Below are 20,448 nucleotides of genomic sequence, written 5' to 3' on the forward strand. Positions count from 1 at the left end.
TTTCAGGCTCTCATCCCCATATCATCGAGACGCGCAAACGAGCCTGGAGATTACGCCTGCGGAGATGATACGGTTACACGTCGGGCATTGGTGTTAACGCCCCACAAGCCTGCCAATGCACTGACCACTGCGCCAATCAACAACGCAAAGAATGACCACAGGGCAGCCCGAGACAATTCGTCCGCAGCCGCGGCAGCCTGTTCGCGCGCCTTCTGTTTCAGCTCAGCATACTCCTGTTTTGCCTGATTGATTTTTGCTTCGGCTTCATCCAAGCGCTGATTAACCAGCTGCGCAGTTTTATTTTTGGCGTCGACCAAATTCTTCACCGTCTGGTCCACTTCCTGCGGCGTCATATTGGTATTTTCAACCAGAGCTTTTTTCAGTGTGTCTTGATCCACATCTTGCGAGATGGCCTCACCATGTTTTTTAAGCTTGTCGACCAGTTGCTTAATAATCGCATCGCTATTGTCAGGCTGAAGTGCCAGGGCTTTTACTGCGTCTGCCAAATCAGTCTTGGCCGCATTCAACTGTTGCTGCATGAATTCAGGCTGCAATGACGGAATACCACTTTTTTTGAGCGCCGTAACCACATCACCATGCAGCTGTTCAGGTTCCAACGTGGTGTCGATACCCAACTTGTCAAACACCTTACCGCCCACGTCTGCCAACCCGGTTGCCCCTTTGCCAATCGCGGAACCGGCGCCGGAAAGCAAACTGCCAGAGGTCGAAGCGATAGCACCCAGCGCATTACCGGTGGCCTTCACTGCAGACCCGACCAGCATTCCACCCAACACCGCCGCCACAATCAGTGACGTAGCCCATACCAGGAAGCCATGAATAAGGCCGTCATTAGCAGCCAAACGTCCGGCAATAAAAGCGCCGGCAGCCAAGCTAATGATGATTGAAACAGCGGACCAAATCACTACGGTGGTACCGGCTCCGTTGATCGGATCGTCTGATGTCGGATCCACGATGGAAAATCCCAAACTGGTGCCCAACGTCGACAGCAACAGTGAAACAGCCAATACGGTGATCACACCACCGATGACGCTGCCCCAGGAGATTTTTTTCGCCGCTACCCATTCTTTTGCCACTTCCATAGTAAAACTCCTTTTAAGCTTTTCGATTATGAAGAAATGCCACAAAGCCTTACGAGATAGAAGTGTTTAATCTCTTGAGCGGTTAAACGGTAAAAACAGTTAAAAATAATTAATAATATGTACCCAGTATTAGCGACGTTGTATGGGCGGGTGCATTTTGGCTAGCGTTCGGTGCCGCGGGCGATTGCGGTCAATGAAGCGCCACTGGGGTGCGAGGATGGACCGGAGCTCACCGGCAAGTGCAACGGCAGTGATAAAACGCCGGCCGACGGTTAATGAACGTTACGAGCTGTCCCCATTGCCGCCAGGCGCACGGCAGGCTAGGCTGTTCAGCTCATGGGCCGCCGCGTGGCGGCTTGAACGTTGCACAGGGAGTTTTTTATGACGGGTATTTTGCAGTTATTCCAGGCCATCGGACTGGGTTTGGTGCTGCTGTTGCCGCTGGCCAACCCGCTGACCACGGTGGCGTTGCTGCTCGGGTTGTCCGGCAATATGACGCGCGAAGAGCGTAATCAGCAGTCGCTGATGGCCTCGGTTTATGTGTTCTGCATCATGACGGTGGCGTTTTACGCCGGGCAGGTGGTGATGAACACCTTCGGCATTTCGATCCCCGGCCTGCGCATCGCCGGCGGCCTGATCGTCGCCTTCATCGGTTTCCGCATGTTGTTCCCGCAACAAAGCGCCGATGAGGCGCCGGAGGTGGAGAGCAAGTCGCACGAGCTGCGCCATAAGACCTCGGCCAACATCGCCTTCGTGCCGCTCGCCATGCCGAGCACCGCCGGGCCGGGCACCATCGCGATGATCATCAGCTCAGCCTCGAGCGTCAAAGATAACACGCTGGGTTTTGAACCCTGGGTGCTGACGGTGGCGCCGGTCGCCATCTTCCTGACGGTCGCGGTGATCCTGTGGGGCTGCCTGCTCAGTTCCGGCGCCATCATGCGCTTGGTGGGGAAAAGCGGCATCGAGGCGATCTCGCGCCTGATGGGCTTCCTGCTGGTGTGCATGGGCGTGCAGTTCATCATCAACGGCGTGCTGGAGATCATCTCCACCTATACGCCGGCCGCCGCTTAAAGATCAAAAACGGGCGCGTCATCGCGCCCGTTGCCGTTATTTCCCCGCCGGCGCCTGCGCGCCCAAAATGCCTTTGCCTTCCGGCACTTCGGTAAAGCGGCTGAGGATCTCGCTGTAGGTCTTGGCCGGATCCAGATCCGGGAACTGCGCCGGATAGATAAACTTCGCCAGATACTCCAACCCGACAATGTTGTACGGATGGTTGTAGAAGTTATGGTAGATGCCGTAGAACCGCCCTTCTTTCACCGCCGACACCTGCGCGAAGCCCGGGCGCTGTTTCATGCGATTGAAAGCCTCATCCACCTGCTGCTGCGTGACGCCATAGCCGAACGGCACCGCGGCGTTGGTCTTGCTGGCCCACTGCGAGCCGGAAACGATGTAGGCATCCGGTTTCATGGCGATCACCTTTTCCAGCGCCACGTCGCCGGTCGCGCCCGGCAACAGCGCAGAGCCGATGTTGCGCGCGCCGACCGCTTCCACCAACGCGCCCCAGCCGACGTGCGCATGGGTGAAGCAGCAGGACTCCAGCCCGTTCAGGCCGGCCTTGGCTTCAAAGAACACCAGCGGCTTGGGTTCCACCGCCTGCGTCTTGGCCAGAATGGCCTGATAATGCTGCTGATAATAATCGGTATATTGCTTGGCTTCACTTTCCCGGTTGAGGGTTTCCCCCAGCAGCGTCACGCTTTTCGGCGTGTTTTCCACCGGCTTGAGCATGGTGTCGATAAACAGCACCGGCACATTCAGCGCCTTAAGCTTATCCAGCACGCCGGTTTGGCTCAGCGAAGGTTTGGAACGCAGCTGGGCGATCATCAGATCGGGCCGCTTGGCGATCACGCTCTCCAGATTCACTTCACCTTTGTCGCTGAATCCCATATCGATGATGTTTTTCGCCGCCGGCCATTTGCTCTGCAAGATATCCCAGGTCGCCGCGTCGCTTTTCTTCAGCAGGTTATTCCAGGCCACCAGCCGGCCGAACGGGTTGGCGCGATCGAGCAGCGCCAGCGTGAGAATGTCGCGCCCGTCCTGCACCACGATACGTTTCGGTTCTTGCTGGAGGGTGAGCGTCTGGCCGGAGGTGTCGGTCAGGGTCAGCGGATAGGTGGTGGCCATCGCCGGAGAGGCGAGTAAGGCGGCGCAAATCAGCGCCGGCAAAGTGATTCGACGGTGCACGAAAGACTCCTTAGTCATGAACGCAATCAGGAAATACTAATGAGAATGGCTTGCATTATCAAAGATAACGCCCGGCAACCCGACGATTAATTGCAAAGGGATGTGTAACGCAGGATTGAGAGGCGCGCCGAAGGCGGCGCGCCCAGGGGATCACACCAGGCCGTAAATCAGCGCCGACAGCGCGATCAGGCCCATCACCAGCACGAAGACGTTGCTCGCCGCGCGGTATTTGCGCATCGCCGGCACCGCGCGCACCGCGTACATCGGCAGGATAAACAGGATAGCCGCAATCAGCGGGCCGCTGATGGTTTCGATGATGTGCAGCGCGCTGGGGTTCCACACCGTCGCCGCCCAGGTGAGCAGGAACAGCGAAACCGCCGAGATGCGGTGCGTCATGCGCGAGCTGAGCGGTTTGCCGACCGCGCGCGTGACGCCGTCGATCAGGCTGGTCGCCCCCTCCGTGACCCCCAGCGAGGTGCCGAGATAGGATTTCGCCATTGCCAGCATCGCCATCACCGGGCCGAGATAGGCGATCAGCGGGTTGGAAAACTTGTTGGCCAGGGTGGTCAGCACCGTGATGTTCTGATCTTTCGCCTGCTGCATGTCTTCATGGGACAAACTCAGCACGCAGCTGAACACGAAGAACAGCACGGTGACGCAAATCAGCACATAGCTGTAGCGCATGATGCGCGCGCAGCGGCGTTCCGCCTTATCGCCATACAGGCTCTTCTGGGTCGAGGCGAAGGAAGAGATGATCGGCGCATGGCTGAAGGAAAACACCATCACCGGCACCGCCAGCCACAACGAATGCCACAGCCCCGGCGTGTCGAAGCGGGTGGCGGCCAGGCCGTGAACGAAATTGGCGGTATTCCAGCTCGGCATCAGGTACAGCGAAATGCCCATCAGGAACACCAACAGCGGGAACACCAGCATGCCCATCGCCGCCACGATGCTGTCTTTGCCGCGCAGCAGCACCAGATTGAGCACCACCACCACCGCCAGGCTCAGCCAGATGCGCGGCAGCGGCGCCACGTGGAACTGGTGGATCAGGAAGCTGTCCAGCGCATTGGTGATCGAAATGCTGTACACCAGCACGATCGGGAAGAACGCCATCAGATACAGCATCATGATGATTTTGCCGGCCAGTACGCCGAAGTGTTCGACCACCACATCGTGAATATTGCCGTCGCGGCTGGAGCCGGAAAGCACGAAGCGGCTGAGCGCGCGGTGCGGCAAATAGGTCAGCGGGAAAGCGAACAGCGCCATCAACAGCAGCACCAGCGGGCCGTTCAGGCCGGCGTTGATCGGCAAGAACAGCGTGCCGGCGCCCACCGCGGTGGCATAGAGACCGAACATCCAGACGGTGTCGGTTTTGTTCCATTTGGCGGGCTGAGCGGCCGTCAGCGTGCCTGAATCGGGAGAAATCGTACTCATGAGACAGTCTACCTTAATCTGCGGCGCCAACGATTGCGCCTAACGGGATATCCTTCTCCGCGAATTTTTTAATAATAATCAGTGAATTAAAGCGATATTTCATACTTGCGCCTGGTGAAAGGACGGCAAAGGATAATGAAAAATCCGTTGCGGGTCTATGTTTTATCGGCCGAACGAACGATTTGCGAACAGAAAATGCTGAAAAAACCGGCGCACCCAGTAAAAACTAAGGGCCCCTTGCGGAGCCCTTAAACGGTTTACTTCTTCGCGTCCGGATGGTCCGGCACCTCGGCGCTGCCCATCTCCTTCTCGTCGCGGATCATCGAGCGGTCTTTACGCACGTCGGCCACGTCGGAGGCGCTCACCGGTTTGGCGCTGTTGCCCCAGCTGGTGCGGATGAAGTTCACCACGTCCGCCACCTGCTGATCGTTCAGACGCCAGCCGAACGGCGGCATGGTGATGTTGGACACCGCCCCCTGCACCGCCGGCGTGGTGTTGCCGGTCAGCACGATGTGGATCAGCGAGGTCGCGTCCTCGGTCTGCACCACCGGATTGCCCTTCAGCGATGGGAAGGCGCGCTTGTAACCCACCCCGTCGGTGCGGTGGCAGGCCGCGCAGTTATCGACATACAGCGCCGCGCCGGGCTTGCTGTCGTCACCGCGCCACAGATCCTTGGCCACGCTGTCTTCGACCGGCGCCGCCTGCTGCTTGCCGTCTTTCGGCGGCAGCGATTTCAGGTAGCGTGCGATAGCGGTCAGATCGTCATCGCTCAGGTATTGCAGGCTGTGCTCCACCACGTCGCTCATGCCGCCGAATACGATCGCCTTGTCGTTACGGCCGGTTTTCAGGAACTCGGTCAGCTCGGCTTCGCTCCAGCTGCCCAGGCCGTCCTTGTTATCACCGCGCAGGCTGGAAGCCACCCAGCCGTCGATCGGCGCGTTGCTGCCGGACAGGTAATCGTCGCTTTCGCTGTTGCTCAGCGCTTTTTCCTGCATGGTGATGCTGCGCGGGGTATGGCAGGCGCCGCAGTGGCCCAGGCCCTCCACCAGATAACGGCCGCGCTCGATGATCGGGTCGGCCTTGGCGTCGGCGACGAAGTCCGCCGGCGACGGCGCGAACATGCCGCGCCAGATGCTCAGCGGCCAGCGCATCGACAGCGGCCACGGGATGTCGGAATCCTTGTTGGCCTGCTCCACCGGCTGCACGCCGTGCATGAAATAGGCATACATGGCGCGCATGTCGTCTTCTTTCACCAGCGCGAACGACGGGTACGGCATCGCCGGATACAGGGTGCTGCCGTTTTTGGCTACGCCCTTACGCACCGCGTTGTCGAAATCCTCGAAGCTGTAATCGCCGATGCCGGTTTTCTTGTCCGGCGTGATGTTGGTGGAGTAGATGGTGCCGATCGGCGTCTCCATCGCCAGGCCGCCGGCGAAGGTTTTGCCGCTCTTGCCGTCGGTGTGGCAGGCCACGCAGTCGCCGGCGCGCGCCAGGTATTCACCGCGCTTGATCAGCTCGCTGCTGACGGTGGCGTCCTGCGCCCAAACGGAAAAACTCACTGCACTGAGAATCAGTGCCGGTACAAATGCTTTCATCGTTCGCCGTCCTTATGCCTGCACCAATGGGCCTGGGTTTTTCAGATACTGCTCGCGAATGGCGCGGGCAGACCAGTAAGCCAGCGCCGCCACGGTGCCGGTCGGGTTGTAGCCCAGCCCCTGCGGGAAGGCCGATGCGCCGATCGAGAACACGTTGTGCACGTCCCAGCTCTGCAGATAGCGGTTGACCGCGCTGGTCTTCGGATCTTCCCCCATCACCGCGCCGCCGTTCATGTGGGTGGTCTGGTAGCTGGTGGTGTCGAAGTGGCTGTTGGCGTTTTTCGGGCTGCCGGCGATCAGTTTCGGGTTCATCGCCTTGGCGATCGGCGCCATCTTGTCGTACATGAACTGCGCCATCTTGATGTCGTTCTCCTGCCAGTCGAACGTCATGCGCAGCAGCGGCTGGCCAAAGACGTTCTTGTAGTTGGGATCGAGATCCAGATAGTTGTTGCGGTACGACTGGTGTGCGCCGTGGGCGTCCATCGAAACGTGGTGAGTGTAAGCATCCGCCACCGCCGCTTTCCATTTGCTGCCCCAGGCCGGGGTGCCCGGAGGCGTCGGCAGACCGGAGATCGGCTTGGTGCCCGCCTGGTTGACCCAGAACGGCGAACCGCCGACGAAGCCTTCTTTGGCATGGTCGAAGTTGTCGGCGTTGAAGTCGTCCACGCCCACGCCGTTGCCGCCGGCGCCGATAAACGGGTTGGTGAACACGTCTTTATCGAAGAACGCCTTGATGGTGGTCATGTTCTGGTAGGCGAAGTTACGCCCGACCACACCCTCGCCGGTCACCGGATCGTAAGGCTTGCCGATGCCGGACAGCAGCATCAGATGCACGTTGTGGAACTGGAACGCGCCCAGGATCACCAGATCGGCCGGCTGTTCAATCTCGCGCCCCTGCGCATCGACGTAGTTCACGCCGGTGGCGCGGGACTTGTCGTCGGTCAGGTTGACCTTCAGCACGTTGGCGTTGGTGCGCAGCTCGAAGCGTTTCTCCATGCGCAGCGCCGGCAAGATGTTGACGTTCGGCGAGGCCTTGGAATACATGTAGCAGGCGTAGCCGCTGCAGAAACCGCAGAAGTTGCACGGGCCCATCTGCGCGCCGTACGGATTGGTGTAAGAGTCCGAGGTGTTGGCGGACGGCAGGTTGTAAGGGTGGTAACCCACCTCCAGCGCCGCTTTCTCGAACAGTTGGGCGGAGTAGGTATTTTTCTGCGCCGGCAGCGGGAAATCGTCGGAGCGATCCGGCGCAAAGCGGTTGCCGCCCTTCTGCGCCACTTTCTGCCCTTTGATGGTCCAGGCGGTGCCGGAGGTGCCGAACACTTTCTCCGCCTTGTCGAAGAACGGTTCCAGCTCGTCGTAGGTCACGCCGAAGTCCTGGATGGTCATGTCCTTCGGAATGAAGTTTTTGCCGTAGCGCTCTTCATAGTGGCTGCGCATGCGCAGTTCGATCGGATCGACGCGGAAATGCACGCCCGACCAGTGCAAACCGGCGCCGCCGACGCCGGTGCCCGGCAGGAACGCCGCCAGCTGGCGGTAAGGCACCGCGGTCTGGCTGCTGTTATGGCGAATGGTGACGGTGCTTTTCGACAGATCCTGGAACAGTTTGCGGCGGATGTTATAGGTCAGCTCGTCGATCACCTGCGGATAAGACCCGTCCGGATAGGTGTCGCGCATCGGGCCGCGCTCCAGCGCCACCACGTTGAGGCCGGCCTCGGTCAGCTCTTTGGCCATGATCGCGCCCACCCAGCCGAAGCCGACGATCACCGCGTCTACTTTTTTCATTACCGTTGCCATGCTTAGCCCCTCTCCCCACGAATCGAAACCGGCGGGAAGGGATAACGCTCCCCTCGCTCAACCCAGTCCATAAAATCGGCGCGCGCGCCCGGAAAATTAATCAGCTTCCAGCCCACCATGTCTTTGTTGCCGCCATGGATGGGATCGCTGAAGAAACCTTCGCGGGTGTTTTGCAGCAGATAGGAGAAGAACAGTTTCGACGGCAGCTGCGGGAACTCCGCCTCGCCGGACTCGAACTTTTGCAGCATGGCGTCTTGCTGCGCGCCATCCAGTTCGGCGAAGGGCTTGCCGGCGGTTTTCTTGCTGTAGGCGTCGGCGTCACTGATGCCGAGGTTGTAGATTTGCTTGGGTACCAGCGGCAGCTGATAGCCCATCTCCTTCGGCACATCGGGGTTGAACGGCCCCTGCATGTACCAGATGGCGCCGGTGGCGTACGGGGTATTCATCTGGCGATCGATAAACTCCGGCACGCCGGCTTCCAGTGCGCCGGGGCCGCGTTCGTCGGCCGGGATCAGGCGCGCCACGGCGGCCTTGATGAAGGCCCACTCTTCCGGGGTGAAAAAGGTCGGTTGGTAATCGTTCTGCGTTGTGGTGTTCGAGGCCGCGACCGCCGGTGTCGGTGCCGTCAGCGCGCCAACGCCGCTGCCACCAATTACCGCCGCAGGAATTAAGGTCATCGATTTCAACAAGAAATCGCGCCGCGAATTGTTGGTTTTATGATTCGACATGTCACATTCCATCCAAAGATAGTCACAACTATTTAACCGCAACCTTGCGATCGATACGGGTTTTTAAAATAATTTGTTACTTATTTGTATATTTATTGAAGGTCAGAATGCATCCAAGTGCAAAAATGTTACCGGTAACTTATTGAATGAACGTAAAGATTTATCTGCTAACGTAAATTTAACTTTTCGTGCTGTTTTTCCGATAAGCGGTGAGGAAATAACGAAAAATGAGAAGCAGCTCGCGCGCTGGAACGGTGCCGGAAACAAAATCGGCCGCGTTCAGCGGCCGATTCGACAAGAGAGAGGGTTACTGCGACATCGCCTGATAGGCGGTGGTCACCTTCCACAAATAGCGCGGTGCCTGTGGCGCCGGATGCTTTTTCTGGATGTGCTGATAAAACTCATCCGGGCTCATCTGATTGATGCGATTGACCGCCACGCGCTTGTCCGATGAGAAGGTACGCAACATGGCGCCCGCCCCATTCACGTACGAAACGATGGTGGCATAACGCAAAGTCTGTGGGTTGTTGATCCCGGCTAGCTGCTGGCTTTGAAGAATATTGATATAGGCCGTTCCCAGATCAATATTGACCGCCGGATCCTTCAGCTCACGCGAGCTGGGTTGCCCGCTTCTTCCTTTCATGCGATAGGCGTCGCGGCCGGCGGTAGAAGCCTTAAGCTGCATCAATCCCACTGCGTTCGAGGTGCTGACCACGTTCGGGTTAAACCCGGACTCCACCTGAATAATCGCTTTAATCAGCGTTTCGTCAACGCCGTAGTTGCTGGCGGCCTGACGAATGTAATCGTTATAGGCAACCGGCGTGCCTGTGCGGTTTACCGGTGCCTGCGGAGGGGGTTTTAACCAACCGCCGCGCGTTGTGCCACTGCCTGAAATATTGCTTGCCGTTTGCGGATCTTTGGCGCACCCCGACAAAAGCAAAATTGCCGTAAGGCAACCTATTTTTGTTTTCACAGAATCCCTCACTCCTTTCAATGAGTTGCGTAGCATATACAACTTGTAAGGACACCTGCAGTAATTTTTTGGGCTAATCTCAAGCTATCCATATACCAAGAGGTGATTTATGAGTCAATCTGCAACAAACTGCTTTGTGGTGACTTTTCGCTATCAGGAAGAGGGATTAACCGACCTGGCGAAGCTGACCGGGCAATTGACGCGCGAAGGTTTTGTCACGTCGGTGACAGACGAAAATGGCGTGCACCATGAGCTCGGCAGCAACAGTTTTGCGTTCATAACCGTGCTGGATCAAGAGGATGTACAGCGCCTGGCGCAGGGGTTCGGCCAGTTGGCATTGGGAAAACAGCCGGAGGTGGCGATATGCGCCTGTAAGGACTACCTTCAGCGGTTACATACTGATACATAAAATGCTATAACTTCCCGGAGGGTATTATTTTTTCAGTTGGAGATGTACCCCGCCGGCGGTGGGCAAGTGACGCTTGACTTCGCTTCAATTGATATTGATAATCATTTTCATTTGAACCAGGAGACGTCATCATGCCATTGATAAGTTGCGCTTTTCGTCGCAGTCGCCCTTTCCGCGCTGCCACACTGTTACGCCCTTTCACGCTCGCCTGCCTGCTGCTCGGCGCCGCCTTGGTCAGCCAAAACGCGCTGGCGGAAAAAAAGCTGCGCGTGGTGACGACCTTTACCATCATTCAGGACATCGCCCAGAACGTGGCGGGTGATGCCGCCGTGGTAGAGTCCATCACCAAGCCGGGCGCCGAGATCCACGACTATCAACCGACCCCGCGCGATATCGTCAAAGCGCAGCACGCCGACCTGATCCTGTGGAACGGCATGAACCTGGAACGCTGGTTCCAGCGTTTCTTCGAAAACATCAAGCAGGTGCCGGCGGCGGTAGTCACCGAAGGCATTACCCCGCTGCCGATCCGCGAAGGGCCGTATAACGGCAACCCTAATCCGCACGCCTGGATGTCGCCGAGCAACGCGCTGGTATACATCGAGAACATCCGCAAAGCGCTGGTGGAGCACGATCCGGCCAACGCGGCAACCTATAACCGCAATGCCAAGGCCTACGCAGAGAAAATCGGCGCGCTGGACGCCCCGCTGCGCGAACGCCTGGCGCGCATTCCGGCCGCACAGCGCTGGCTGGTGACCAGCGAAGGCGCCTTCAGCTACCTGGCGCAGGACTATCAGCTGAAAGAAGTCTATCTGTGGCCGATCAACGCCGATGAGCAAGGCTCGCCGCAGCAGGTGCGCCGGGTGATCGACGCAGTGCGCGCCCACCATATTCCGGTAGTGTTCAGCGAGAGCACCATTTCCGACAAGCCGGCCAAACAGGTGGCGAAAGAAACCGGCGCCAAATACGGCGGCGTGCTGTACGTAGACTCGCTGTCCACCCGCGACGGTCCGGTGCCGACCTACATCGACCTGCTTAACACCACCGTGCAAACCATCGCCAAAGGATTCGATCAATGACCCATGAACCGTTTGTCCGCCCTGAGTTGAACGTGGACGACGTCACAGTGACCTACAACAACGGACACACCGCCATTCACAACGCCAGCTTTACCCTGAGCGGCGGTTCGATCTGCGCGCTGGTCGGCGTCAACGGCAGCGGCAAGTCGACGTTGTTCAAAAGCATCATGGGCCTGGTCAGGCCCACCGCCGGCCGGGTGTCGCTGAGCGAAAAACCGGTGTCGGAGGCGCTGAAAAAGAATCTGATCGCCTACGTGCCGCAGACCGAAGACGTCGACTGGAACTTCCCGGTGCTGGTGGAAGACGTGGTGATGATGGGCCGCTACGGCAAGATGAACTTCCTGCGCATTCCGTCGCGCGAGGATCGGCTGCGGGTCGACAAGGCGCTGGAGCGCGTCGGCCTGAGCGAGCTGCGCGGCCGGCAGATCGGCGAGCTGTCGGGCGGCCAGAAGAAGCGCGTGTTTCTGGCGCGCGCGCTGGCGCAACAGGGCACCGTGCTGCTGCTGGATGAACCGTTCACCGGCGTGGATGTGAAAACCGAGAATGCCATTATCGATCTGCTGCGCGCATTGCGCGACGAGGGGCACCTGATCCTGGTCTCCACCCACAACCTCGGCAGCGTGCCGGAGTTTTGCGATCGGGTGATCCTCATCAACCGCACGGTGCTGGCCGCCGGCCCGACCGAAACCACCTTCACCCAGAGCAATCTGGAGCAGGCGTTCGGCGGCGTGCTGCGCCATATCAACCTCTCCGGCCCGGATCTGCACGACGACAACGATCCGCGCACCGTTACGGTATTGACCGACGATGAGCGCCCGGCGGTGTTCTACGGCCACACCAAGAGCGATCCGCCGGCCAACAGCCAGGCCAGGGAGAAACAATCCTGATGCTGGACCTTCTGCTGCAACCTTTCAGTTACAACTACATGGTGAAGGCCATCTGGGTCAGCGCCATCGTCGGCGCCGCCTGCGCGTTCCTCTCCGCCTACCTGATGTTGAAAGGGTGGTCGCTGATGGGCGATGCGCTGTCGCACTCGGTGGTGCCCGGCGTGGCCGGCGCCTACGCCCTCGGCCTGCCCTACGCCGCCGGCGCCTTCTTTACCGGCATGCTGGCGGCGCTGGCGATGACGCTGGTGCGCCACATCACCCGGCTGCGCGAAGACGCCATCATCGGCTTTATCTTCTCCACCTTCTTCGCCGTCGGCCTGCTGATCGTGTCGCTCAACCCCACCTCGGTCAACGTGCAGTCGATCATCTTCGGCAACATCCTCGGCATCGCCGATGAAGACGTGCTGCAGGTGGAAATCATCATCGGCGTTTCGCTGCTGATCCTGTGCCTGGTGTGGAAAGACCTGCTGGCGGTGTTCTTCGACGAAAGCCACGCGGTGTCGATCGGCCTGTCGCCGCTGCGGCTGAAGATCCTGTTCTTCACCCTGCTCAGCGCCTGTACCGTCGCCGCGCTGCAAACCGTCGGCGCCATTTTGGTGATCGCCATGGTGATCACGCCGGGCGCTACCGCCTATCTGTTGACCGATCGCTTCAGCCGGCTGGTGATCATCGCCATCATCATCGGCGCATTGACCAGCGGCATCGGCGCCTACCTGAGCTTCTTCCTCGACGGCGCCACCGGGGGGGTGATCGTCACCCTGCAAACGCTGGTGTTCCTGGCGGCGTTCTTCTTCGCGCCGAAACACGGCCTGCTGGCGTCTCGGCGCCGCGTGGCGCATTCGCAAACCGGAGGCCGCTGATGGACACCCTGTATCAACTGCTCAGCGAACCCTTCGCCTACCCGTTCATGCAGCGGGCGATCATCGCCGCCATCGTCACCGGCGTAGTGTGCGCCGTTCTCTCCTGTTATCTGGTGCTCAAAGGCTGGTCGCTGATGGGCGACGCCATCTCGCACGCGGTGCTGCCCGGCATCGTGGTGGCGTTCGTGGTCGGCATTCCGCTGGCGATCGGCGCCTTCCTCTCCGGCATCTTTTGCGCGGTAGCCACCGGCTACCTGAAAGAGAACAGCCGGGTGAAAGAAGACACGGTGATGGGCATCGTCTTCTCCGGCATGTTCGCCTTCGGCCTGGTGCTGTTCTCGCGCATCGATACCGACCAGCACCTGAGCCACATTTTGTTCGGCAACATGCTGGGCATTACCGACGGCGAGCTGAAGCAAACACTGCTCATCGCCGGCATCACCCTGGCGGTGGTGCTGCTCAAGCGCAAAGATTTCATGCTGTACTGCTTCGATCCGCATCATGCGCGGGTGATTGGCCTGCCGGTCAAGCTGCTGCACTACGGGCTGCTGTGCCTGCTGGCGATGACCATCGTCGCCTCGCTGCAGGCCGTGGGGGTGATCCTGGTGATCGCCATGCTGATCGCCCCGGGCATCATCGCCTTTATGCTGTGCCGCCGCTTCGAACGCATGCTGGTGGTGGCGACGGTAGTGTCGGTGTTCTCCTGCGTGCTTGGCACCCTGATCAGCTTCCACATCGACGGTGCCACCGGGCCCTGCATCGTCATCGTACAGGCCGTGTTGTTCGTTATCGCCTTGTTGTACAGCAAGCTGCGTCCGTTACAGCGTAACCAAAACGCCCTCACCGGCGGTTAATTCCCTCCGATGCGGCGATGCCCACTGCTCGCCGCATCGCCTGCCCCCGCTCATTGCGTTGTTGTCATCAAGTTGCAACCGGTATTGCGCTTAAATTAATCAATAGGGTATATACTTTGAGCTGGCGAGACGCTGAAAAAATCGCCGCCTTTGACGCCGGCTGTGCGCCGCGTCGTGTTTTCACCACGGGAAAGACGCTAACCTAATGAATTATCAGGCAGCACAGAGGGGGAGATACCATGTGGCAAGCCGTTAGCCGTCTGTTAAGTGAACATCTTGGCAGCGCAGAGATACGCGAAAGGATTGAACTGCCCGGGGGCGACATTCACCCGGCGTGGCGCGTGAGTTACGGTGACAACGAGGTGTTCGTGAAATGCGACGCCCGGGAACAACTGCCGATATTCACCGCCGAGGCCGATCAGCTGGCGTTGCTGGCACGCAGCAAAAGCGTGCGGGTGCCGGAAGTGTACGGCGTCGGCAGCGATCGCGACTACAGCTTCCTGCTGCTGGAGTATCAGCAGCTGAAACCCCTCGACGCCCACGGCGCCTACTGCCTGGGCCAGCAGCTGGCGCATCTGCACCAGTGGAGCGAGCAACCGCAGTTCGGTCTCGACTTCGACAGCGATCTGACCACCACCCCGCAACCCAACGCCTGGCAGCGCCGCTGGTCGGAATTCTTCGCCGAGCAGCGCATCGGCTGGCAGCTGCAGCTGGCGGCGGAGAAAGGCATGACCTTCGGCGATATCGACGACATCGTCGATCGGGTGTATCTGCGCTTGCAGCACCACCAGCCGCAGCCTTCCCTGCTGCACGGCAACCTGTGGCCGGGCAACTGCGCGATGACCGCCAACGGGCCGATTCTGTTCGACCCGGCCAGTTACTGGGGCGACCGAGAGTGCGATTTGGCGATGCTGCCGCTGTATCCGGAGCTGCCGCCGCAGATCTACGACGGCTATCAGAGCGTGTGGCCGCTGGGGGCCGGGTTTATCGAGCGCCAGCCGCTGTATCAGCTGTACTACCTGCTTAACCGCAGCAACCTGTTCGGCGGCCAGCATCTGGTGGCTGCGCAGCGCGCGGTGGAAGCGCTGTTGCAGCCCGAGGCGTCGTAACGTTCCGGGGCGCCGCTCGGCGCCCCGTTCATGCCTCAGGCCGCGCCGGCCAACTGCCCCAACAGGCGGATCACAAACCAGGCGATCACCGCAATCACGATCGGCAGGATGTACAGCGGGAAGTATTGCAGGAAAATGGTGTGGTGCGGCAGCGTAATGCGCTCCTCCAGCTGCTGGCGCGTGTGCCCTTCGCTGCCCTTGGCCTGCTCCAGGATCATCTGGTCTTCCAACCCTTCGCGGATGAACTTGACCTGGCGCGACATGCGCGCGCCGGAAGCCTGCAGCGCCAGCCCGACGAAGATCAGTATGTAGATGATGATGAACATCAGATTGGCGCCGCTGAACAGGCTTTTATCCACGTCAGGCACCGGGGAGTTGTACCAGAAAAGGTTCAGGAACGGCGTATTGAAACGCACCATGTCCACCATCACGTGGACAAAATCCAGCATCACCGCGTTGATGCCCTTGGTTTTTTCACTGTGCTGGTAGACAAAGCCCAGCACGGAAATCAGCGTCGACAGCAACGCCGGGATAAAAACCACCCATCCGAGAATGCGTTTCAAAATGGCGATACGCCCGGCCTGTTGATACGTCATGTGTTCCCCTTGTTAGCGACGTAACCGAATCGGCTAAGTCTACCTGCAGTTGGCAAAGCTCGCCCACCGTTTTCTTCATTCCCGCTGTGCTACAAGCTTAGCCGAATTCGCCGAAATCAACTGCTTAACGCCGTCGGGGCACTATCATTGAAGAGATAAAGTTATCCATTCGGGCAGAGGCCGCCATGATTCGACTGATTATCTTATTGCTGGGCGCGCAGGCGCTGCACGGCCAGCGCCGCCTGCTGGTGCTGTTCGGTTGGCTGTGGATAGCCGCAGGGGCGCTGGTGCTGTTCGACATACTGCAGGATGGCCGCTCCGTGCTGGCGCTGGATGCGCTGGCGGTCATCCTGGCGCTGGAGGGGCTGGTGGCGATATCCGCCGCGCTGGTGATCGGCTCTTCTGCCAGCAGGCCGGTGCTGCTGAAGGGGCTGGGCTTCGTGTTTATGGCCTTTTTAATGTTGGACGTGCCCGCAGACGATAACATCGTCGCCACCGTGGTGTTTGGCAGCGCGCTGCTGCTTGACGGCGCCGTGCGCATCGCCTCCTCCACGGTGATTCAACACAGTCGATGGAAAGCCGTGGCGCTGGCGGGCGGCGGCGAGATCCTGCTTTCGTTGATGATTTTTGTCGGCTGGCCGGCGCCGCACCGGATGACGGTGCCCTTTTGCCTCGGCGTGATGATGGTGCTTTCCGGCTGGGCTTTATTGCGTATCGCCCGGAGGCTGGCAAGCTTCTCTCTGAATCAGCACCCCGCGCGGCAACCACCGCCCCCGGCGGACGAGGCTACGCCGCTCACGGTGTATGTCTGGACACCGATTGGTGCGGCTAAAGATCCACGCCGGCGTTACATCGTCGACCGATACATCGCGGCGGTCGACGGCGGCGGCAATATCTCCACCGGTCATGCCGCCCTGGCGCTCGCGCCGGATGTGTATATCAGTCACTACCCGCTCAACGACATCAGCCATTCCGTTCAGGATTTCCGCCAGTTGCTGCATGCCGGCGAACAGAACAACGTCGACGGGCGTTTCCTGCCCGACCTGCCGGGCGAGATCGCCGCCTGGTGCCCGCCGGACAAGAAAATTCAGTTCTATCGCTATAACCCGGCGGCGCTGCGCGCATTCTGGCTGCGGTATCGGCAGGACGCGACTTACAACCTGACTCGGCGCAACTGCTCCACCACGGTCATCGGCGCGCTCGACAGCGCGCTGGAGGGCGTGCTGGGCGATAAACATCTGTGGCGCCGTTTTCTGTTATTGGTGCTGGATCCCAATCTGTGGATGCTGGCGGTGCTGCGCAGCCGTGGCGAAAGCATGACCTGGACGCCGGGACTGGTGCTGGACTATGCCCGCATGTTGCAACAGGTCACCGAGCGCCAACACCAACGCTGGTGGTTAAAATTACGCGAGATGTGGAATATCCTTCGCTTTGGCAAAAGCCAAACGCGCAGGCAAAGATTTTAGTCTCACCACCGGCGATGATAGAGTATCGGGCACATTCACCCGCGCCGGCAGGAGTTAACCGTTAATGGCTTATTCGCAACGCATTGAAACCGCAATTTTTGATATGGACGGCTTGTTGATCGACTCGGAACCGCTGTGGCTGCAGGCCGAGCTGGATATCTTCGGCGCGCTGGGTCTGGATCTGTCCGATCGCCACAAGCTGCCGGACACCCTGGGGCTGCGCATCGATCTGGTGGTGAAAATGTGGTACCAGGCGATGCCGTGGCAAGGCGTATCGCTCGATGAGGTGTCGGCGCGGATTATCGAACGCGCCATCGAGCTGGTGCACGAGACGCGCCCGCTGCTGCCGGGCGTCCGGCAGGCGCTGGAGCTGTGCCGCGAGCAGGGGCTGAACATCGGCCTCGCCTCCGCCTCGCCGCTGCACATGCAACGGCAGGTGCTGAAGATGTTCGATCTTGAGGGCTACTTCGATCAGCTGGTTTCCGCCGAATACCTGCCGTACAGCAAACCACATCCGGAGGTCTACCTGATCGCCGCCGAGCGCCTGGGCAGCGATCCGCTGCGCTGCATCACGCTGGAAGACTCCTTTAACGGCATGATCGCCACCAAGGCCGCGCGCATGCGTTCCATCGTCATCCCCGCCGCCGAATACCGCCACGATCCGCGCTGGGCGCTGGCGGACCACCAGCTGGAGACCCTGGAACAGCTCACCCCCGCCCACTTTGCCTGACCTGCGGCGCCGGCCACCGGCGCCCTGGCTTTGCCGCTCTGCGGCATAAAAGGGATCCGCGCCGCAAAACAAACGAAACAGTGTTTCATTATTATTGAATTGGCATGTTGTTATTATTATGCTGGGCGGCAGGGAAAGCGACGGCCCGCGGAGCGTTGTCACTGCCACGCAGCGCTGTTCAAGGCCGCCGCTTCCTCCCGCCGCTGCGTACTGAAAACCACCCTTGTTTCTCTCCGTTCCGCACCGCCCATTGCCCGCTTTTTGTTCACGCCCGTCAAAAGCGATGATTTGTTACGCATTGCCGTAACAACCCGTTGTAAAACAGGGGAAAATAAACAATTGGTTACAGGGTAACTGCTTCCACTACTGGGAATTTTCCCATATACTGGATAAATTAACAGTTTACCAGCCGGAATCGCAACAGCATGACCGCGGAAGGACACCTTATATTCTCTGTCGCTTGCGCGATCTTCGCCAAGAAGGCGGAAGTGACGCCAGAGCTGGCTACCGGCGACTGGTGGCACATCATACCCGCCGCGCTGCTGACCTCGCTGCTGCCGGACATCGATCACCCCAAGTCGGTGCTGGGCCAGCGTCTGCGCTGGCTCGCCATTCCCATCGCCCGCGCATTCGGCCACCGCGGTTTCACCCACAGCCTGCTGGCGATCGCCGGCGGCATGGCGCTGTTCCAGCTGGACGTACCGCGCAGCTGGCCGATCCCGGCCGACGCGCTGCACGCCATGATCATCGGCTACTTCAGCCATTTGCTGGCCGATATGCTCACTCCCGCCGGCGTTCCGCTGCTGTGGCCGTGCCGCTGGCGTTTTCGCCTGCCGCTGCTCAACTCGCAAAAAGGCAACCAGCTCGAGCGTGTGCTGTGTCTGTGCCTGGTGGCGTTTGCCATCTGCTGGCAAGGTGATTTCACCCTGCCGGTGCAATCCTATGTCGAGCAAATCAGAAATATTAGACTCTGATCACAAAAAACCGCTCAACCAATCACCTTAATGTATATAAAACGAACAAAAACACACAAAAAGCTATATCAAATTCCATTTGGATATAAGTGGGCTACTCGGCAAACTGTTACGATATTTACATCGCGACATACGTGATGCGTAGTCGTTTTTATAAGAAAGATGATTGGAGACATTGGGGATGAATTTTCCGCTCGTGATTAACGTGCTGGTGTTTGTCGCGCTCCTGTTGCTGCTGGCGCAAACCCGCCACAAGCAATGGAGCCTGGCGAAAAAAGTGCTGGTCGGCCTGGTGGTCGGCGTGGTATTCGGCCTGGGCCTGCAGCTGGTGTACGGCTCCGACAACCCGGTACTGAAAGAATCCATCAGCTGGTTCAACATCGTCGGCAACGGCTATGTGCAGCTGCTGCAAATGATCGTCATGCCGCTGGTGTTCGCCTCGATCCTGAGCGCGGTGGCCAAGCTGCATAACGCCTCTTCTCTGGGCAAAATCAGCGTCCTGACTATCGGCACGCTGCTGTTCACCACGCTGATCTCGGCGCTGGTGGGTGTACTGGTCACCAACCTGTTCGGCCTGACCGCCGAAGGCCTGGTGCAGGGCGCGCAGGAAAGCGCGCGCCTGACGGCAATCCAGACCAACTACGTGGGTAAACTGGCCGACCTGACCGTGCCGCAGATGGTGCTGTCGTTCATCCCGAAAAACCCGTTCGCCGATCTGACCGGCGCCAGCCCGACGTCGATCATCAGCGTGGTGATTTTCGCCACCTTCCTCGGCGTGGCGTCGCTGCAGCTGCTGAAAGACGACAAGCCGAAAGGCGAGCGCGTGCTGGTGGCTATCGACACCCTGCAAGCCTGGGTGATGAAGCTGGTGCGTCTGGTCATGAAACTGACGCCGTACGGTGTGCTGGCGCTGATGACCAAAGTGGTTGCCGGTTCCAACATTCACGACATCGTCAAGCTCGGCAGCTTCGTGGTGGCCTCGTACATCGGCCTGGGCATCATGTTCGTGGTTCACGCCGCCCTGCTGGCCTTCACCGGCGTTAATCCGCTGAAATTCTTCCGCAAGGTGTGGCCGGTGATCACCTTCGCCTTCACCAGCCGCTCCAGCGCCGCCAGCATTCCATTGAACGTGGAAGCGCAGACCCGTCGCCTGGGCGTGCCGGAATCCATCGCCAGCTTCTCGGCGTCGTTCGGCGCCACCATCGGCCAGAACGGCTGTGCAGGCCTTTACCCGGCAATGCTGGCGGTGATGGTTGCGCCGACCGTCGGCATCAACCCGCTGGATCCGGTGTGGATCGCCACCCTGGTCGGCATCGTCACCATCAGCTCCGCCGGTGTGGCGGGCGTGGGCGGCGGCGCCACCTTCGCCGCGCTGATCGTGCTGCCGGCGATGGGCCTGCCGGTGACGCTGGTCGCGCTGCTGATCTCGGTCGAACCGCTGATCGACATGGGCCGTACCGCGCTGAACGTCAACGGCTCCATGGCGGCGGGCACCATCACCAGCCAGCTGATGAAGCAAACCGACAAAATCGTGATGGACAGCGAAGACGAAGTCGAATTGGCTCACCGTTAACGCCGTCTCAAAACGAAAAAACCGGGGATTCCCCCCGGTTTTTTTATGC

The 20,448-nt window shown here is 59.6% G+C and carries 19 protein-coding genes; 11 read left to right on the plus strand and 8 right to left on the minus strand.

Features of this window, described 5'->3' with window-relative positions:
* Positions 1-50: 50 nt before the first annotated feature.
* Positions 51-1,100: a hypothetical protein gene (locus ACJ8IN_RS11450; protein WP_039566428.1), complete on the minus strand. Its 1,050-nt coding sequence runs from the start codon at positions 1,098-1,100 to the stop codon at positions 51-53.
* Between the two features lie 381 nt (positions 1,101-1,481).
* Between ACJ8IN_RS11450 and ACJ8IN_RS11455 the strand changes: the two genes are divergently transcribed.
* Positions 1,482-2,171, plus strand: a complete 690-nt coding sequence (locus ACJ8IN_RS11455) for a MarC family NAAT transporter (RefSeq protein ID WP_033646318.1) — start codon at positions 1,482-1,484, stop codon at positions 2,169-2,171.
* Between the two features lie 36 nt (positions 2,172-2,207).
* Here the strand turns inward: ACJ8IN_RS11455 and ACJ8IN_RS11460 are convergent, their stop codons facing one another.
* The 6 genes from ACJ8IN_RS11460 to ACJ8IN_RS11485 form a co-directional block, all read right to left on the minus strand.
* Complete coding sequence (locus ACJ8IN_RS11460) at positions 2,208-3,341, minus strand: ABC transporter substrate-binding protein (RefSeq protein ID WP_047567837.1); 1,134 nt, start codon at positions 3,339-3,341, stop codon at positions 2,208-2,210.
* Positions 3,342-3,491: 150 nt separating this feature from the next.
* Positions 3,492-4,775, minus strand: coding sequence for a serine/threonine protein kinase (locus ACJ8IN_RS11465; RefSeq protein WP_033638320.1), 1,284 nt, complete (start codon positions 4,773-4,775; stop codon positions 3,492-3,494).
* Positions 4,776-5,032: 257 nt separating this feature from the next.
* Positions 5,033-6,370: a c-type cytochrome gene (locus tag ACJ8IN_RS11470; RefSeq protein ID WP_060424283.1), complete on the minus strand. Its 1,338-nt coding sequence runs from the start codon at positions 6,368-6,370 to the stop codon at positions 5,033-5,035.
* Between the two features lie 12 nt (positions 6,371-6,382).
* Positions 6,383-8,164 carry a GMC family oxidoreductase gene (locus tag ACJ8IN_RS11475; RefSeq protein ID WP_004931432.1) on the minus strand — a complete coding sequence of 594 codons (1,782 nt, stop codon included), beginning with the start codon at positions 8,162-8,164 and terminating at the stop codon, positions 6,383-6,385.
* A 2-nt stretch (positions 8,165-8,166) separates the two neighbouring features.
* The gene (locus tag ACJ8IN_RS11480; RefSeq protein ID WP_060424281.1) at positions 8,167-8,892 is read right to left on the minus strand and encodes a gluconate 2-dehydrogenase subunit 3 family protein; all 726 of its coding nucleotides are present in this window, start codon (positions 8,890-8,892) and stop codon (positions 8,167-8,169) included.
* A 307-nt stretch (positions 8,893-9,199) separates the two neighbouring features.
* Positions 9,200-9,865, minus strand: a complete 666-nt coding sequence (locus ACJ8IN_RS11485) for a transglycosylase SLT domain-containing protein (protein ID WP_004931439.1) — start codon at positions 9,863-9,865, stop codon at positions 9,200-9,202.
* 109 nt (positions 9,866-9,974) lie between these two features.
* On the opposite strand from ACJ8IN_RS11485, the gene ghoS reads away from it, so the two are divergent.
* The 6 genes from ghoS (at position 9,975) to ACJ8IN_RS11515 (ending at position 15,060) form a co-directional block, all read left to right on the plus strand.
* A complete protein-coding gene (ghoS, locus tag ACJ8IN_RS11490; protein WP_033646321.1) occupies positions 9,975-10,274 on the plus strand; it encodes a type V toxin-antitoxin system endoribonuclease antitoxin GhoS in 300 nt (99 codons plus the stop codon).
* A 131-nt stretch (positions 10,275-10,405) separates the two neighbouring features.
* Positions 10,406-11,350 carry a metal ABC transporter substrate-binding protein gene (locus ACJ8IN_RS11495; protein WP_033638313.1) on the plus strand — a complete coding sequence of 315 codons (945 nt, stop codon included), beginning with the start codon at positions 10,406-10,408 and terminating at the stop codon, positions 11,348-11,350.
* Positions 11,347-12,237, plus strand: a complete 891-nt coding sequence (locus tag ACJ8IN_RS11500; RefSeq protein WP_060424279.1) for a manganese/iron ABC transporter ATP-binding protein — start codon at positions 11,347-11,349, stop codon at positions 12,235-12,237. Before ACJ8IN_RS11495 ends, ACJ8IN_RS11500 begins: the two co-directional genes overlap by 4 nt.
* Positions 12,237-13,097 (plus strand): iron/manganese ABC transporter permease subunit YfeC, encoded by an 861-nt coding sequence (yfeC, locus tag ACJ8IN_RS11505; RefSeq protein ID WP_033638311.1) that lies wholly within the window; start codon positions 12,237-12,239, stop codon positions 13,095-13,097. The genes ACJ8IN_RS11500 and yfeC overlap by 1 nt, the downstream gene beginning before the upstream one ends.
* Complete coding sequence (locus ACJ8IN_RS11510) at positions 13,097-13,951, plus strand: metal ABC transporter permease (RefSeq protein WP_048321510.1); 855 nt, start codon at positions 13,097-13,099, stop codon at positions 13,949-13,951. Before yfeC ends, ACJ8IN_RS11510 begins: the two co-directional genes overlap by 1 nt.
* 239 nt (positions 13,952-14,190) lie before the next feature.
* Positions 14,191-15,060, plus strand: a complete 870-nt coding sequence (locus tag ACJ8IN_RS11515; RefSeq protein WP_033642864.1) for a fructosamine kinase family protein — start codon at positions 14,191-14,193, stop codon at positions 15,058-15,060.
* A gap of 35 nt (positions 15,061-15,095) precedes the next feature.
* Here ACJ8IN_RS11515 and ACJ8IN_RS11520 read toward each other — a convergent pair whose 3' ends face one another.
* The gene (locus ACJ8IN_RS11520) at positions 15,096-15,656 is read right to left on the minus strand and encodes a YniB family protein (protein ID WP_033638308.1); all 561 of its coding nucleotides are present in this window, start codon (positions 15,654-15,656) and stop codon (positions 15,096-15,098) included.
* Between the two features lie 185 nt (positions 15,657-15,841).
* Here ACJ8IN_RS11520 and ACJ8IN_RS11525 point away from each other — a divergent pair, with 185 nt between their 5' ends.
* From ACJ8IN_RS11525 to ACJ8IN_RS11540, 4 genes are all read left to right on the plus strand, one after another.
* Positions 15,842-17,122: an HdeD family acid-resistance protein gene (locus ACJ8IN_RS11525; RefSeq protein WP_060424278.1), complete on the plus strand. Its 1,281-nt coding sequence runs from the start codon at positions 15,842-15,844 to the stop codon at positions 17,120-17,122.
* Between the two features lie 64 nt (positions 17,123-17,186).
* Entirely contained in the window at positions 17,187-17,852 is a 666-nt protein-coding gene (gene hxpB / locus ACJ8IN_RS11530; protein ID WP_033638306.1) for a hexitol phosphatase HxpB, read from the plus strand.
* A 425-nt stretch (positions 17,853-18,277) separates the two neighbouring features.
* Positions 18,278-18,826, plus strand: a complete 549-nt coding sequence (locus ACJ8IN_RS11535; RefSeq protein ID WP_049212644.1) for a metal-dependent hydrolase — start codon at positions 18,278-18,280, stop codon at positions 18,824-18,826.
* Positions 18,827-19,007: 181 nt separating this feature from the next.
* Complete coding sequence (locus tag ACJ8IN_RS11540; protein WP_060424274.1) at positions 19,008-20,399, plus strand: L-cystine transporter; 1,392 nt, start codon at positions 19,008-19,010, stop codon at positions 20,397-20,399.
* Positions 20,400-20,448: the final 49 nt, after the last annotated feature.

Origin of the sequence: Serratia sp. CY31944 (genome assembly GCF_052169175.1) — a bacterium.
GTDB lineage: Bacteria > Pseudomonadota > Gammaproteobacteria > Enterobacterales > Enterobacteriaceae > Serratia > Serratia sarumanii.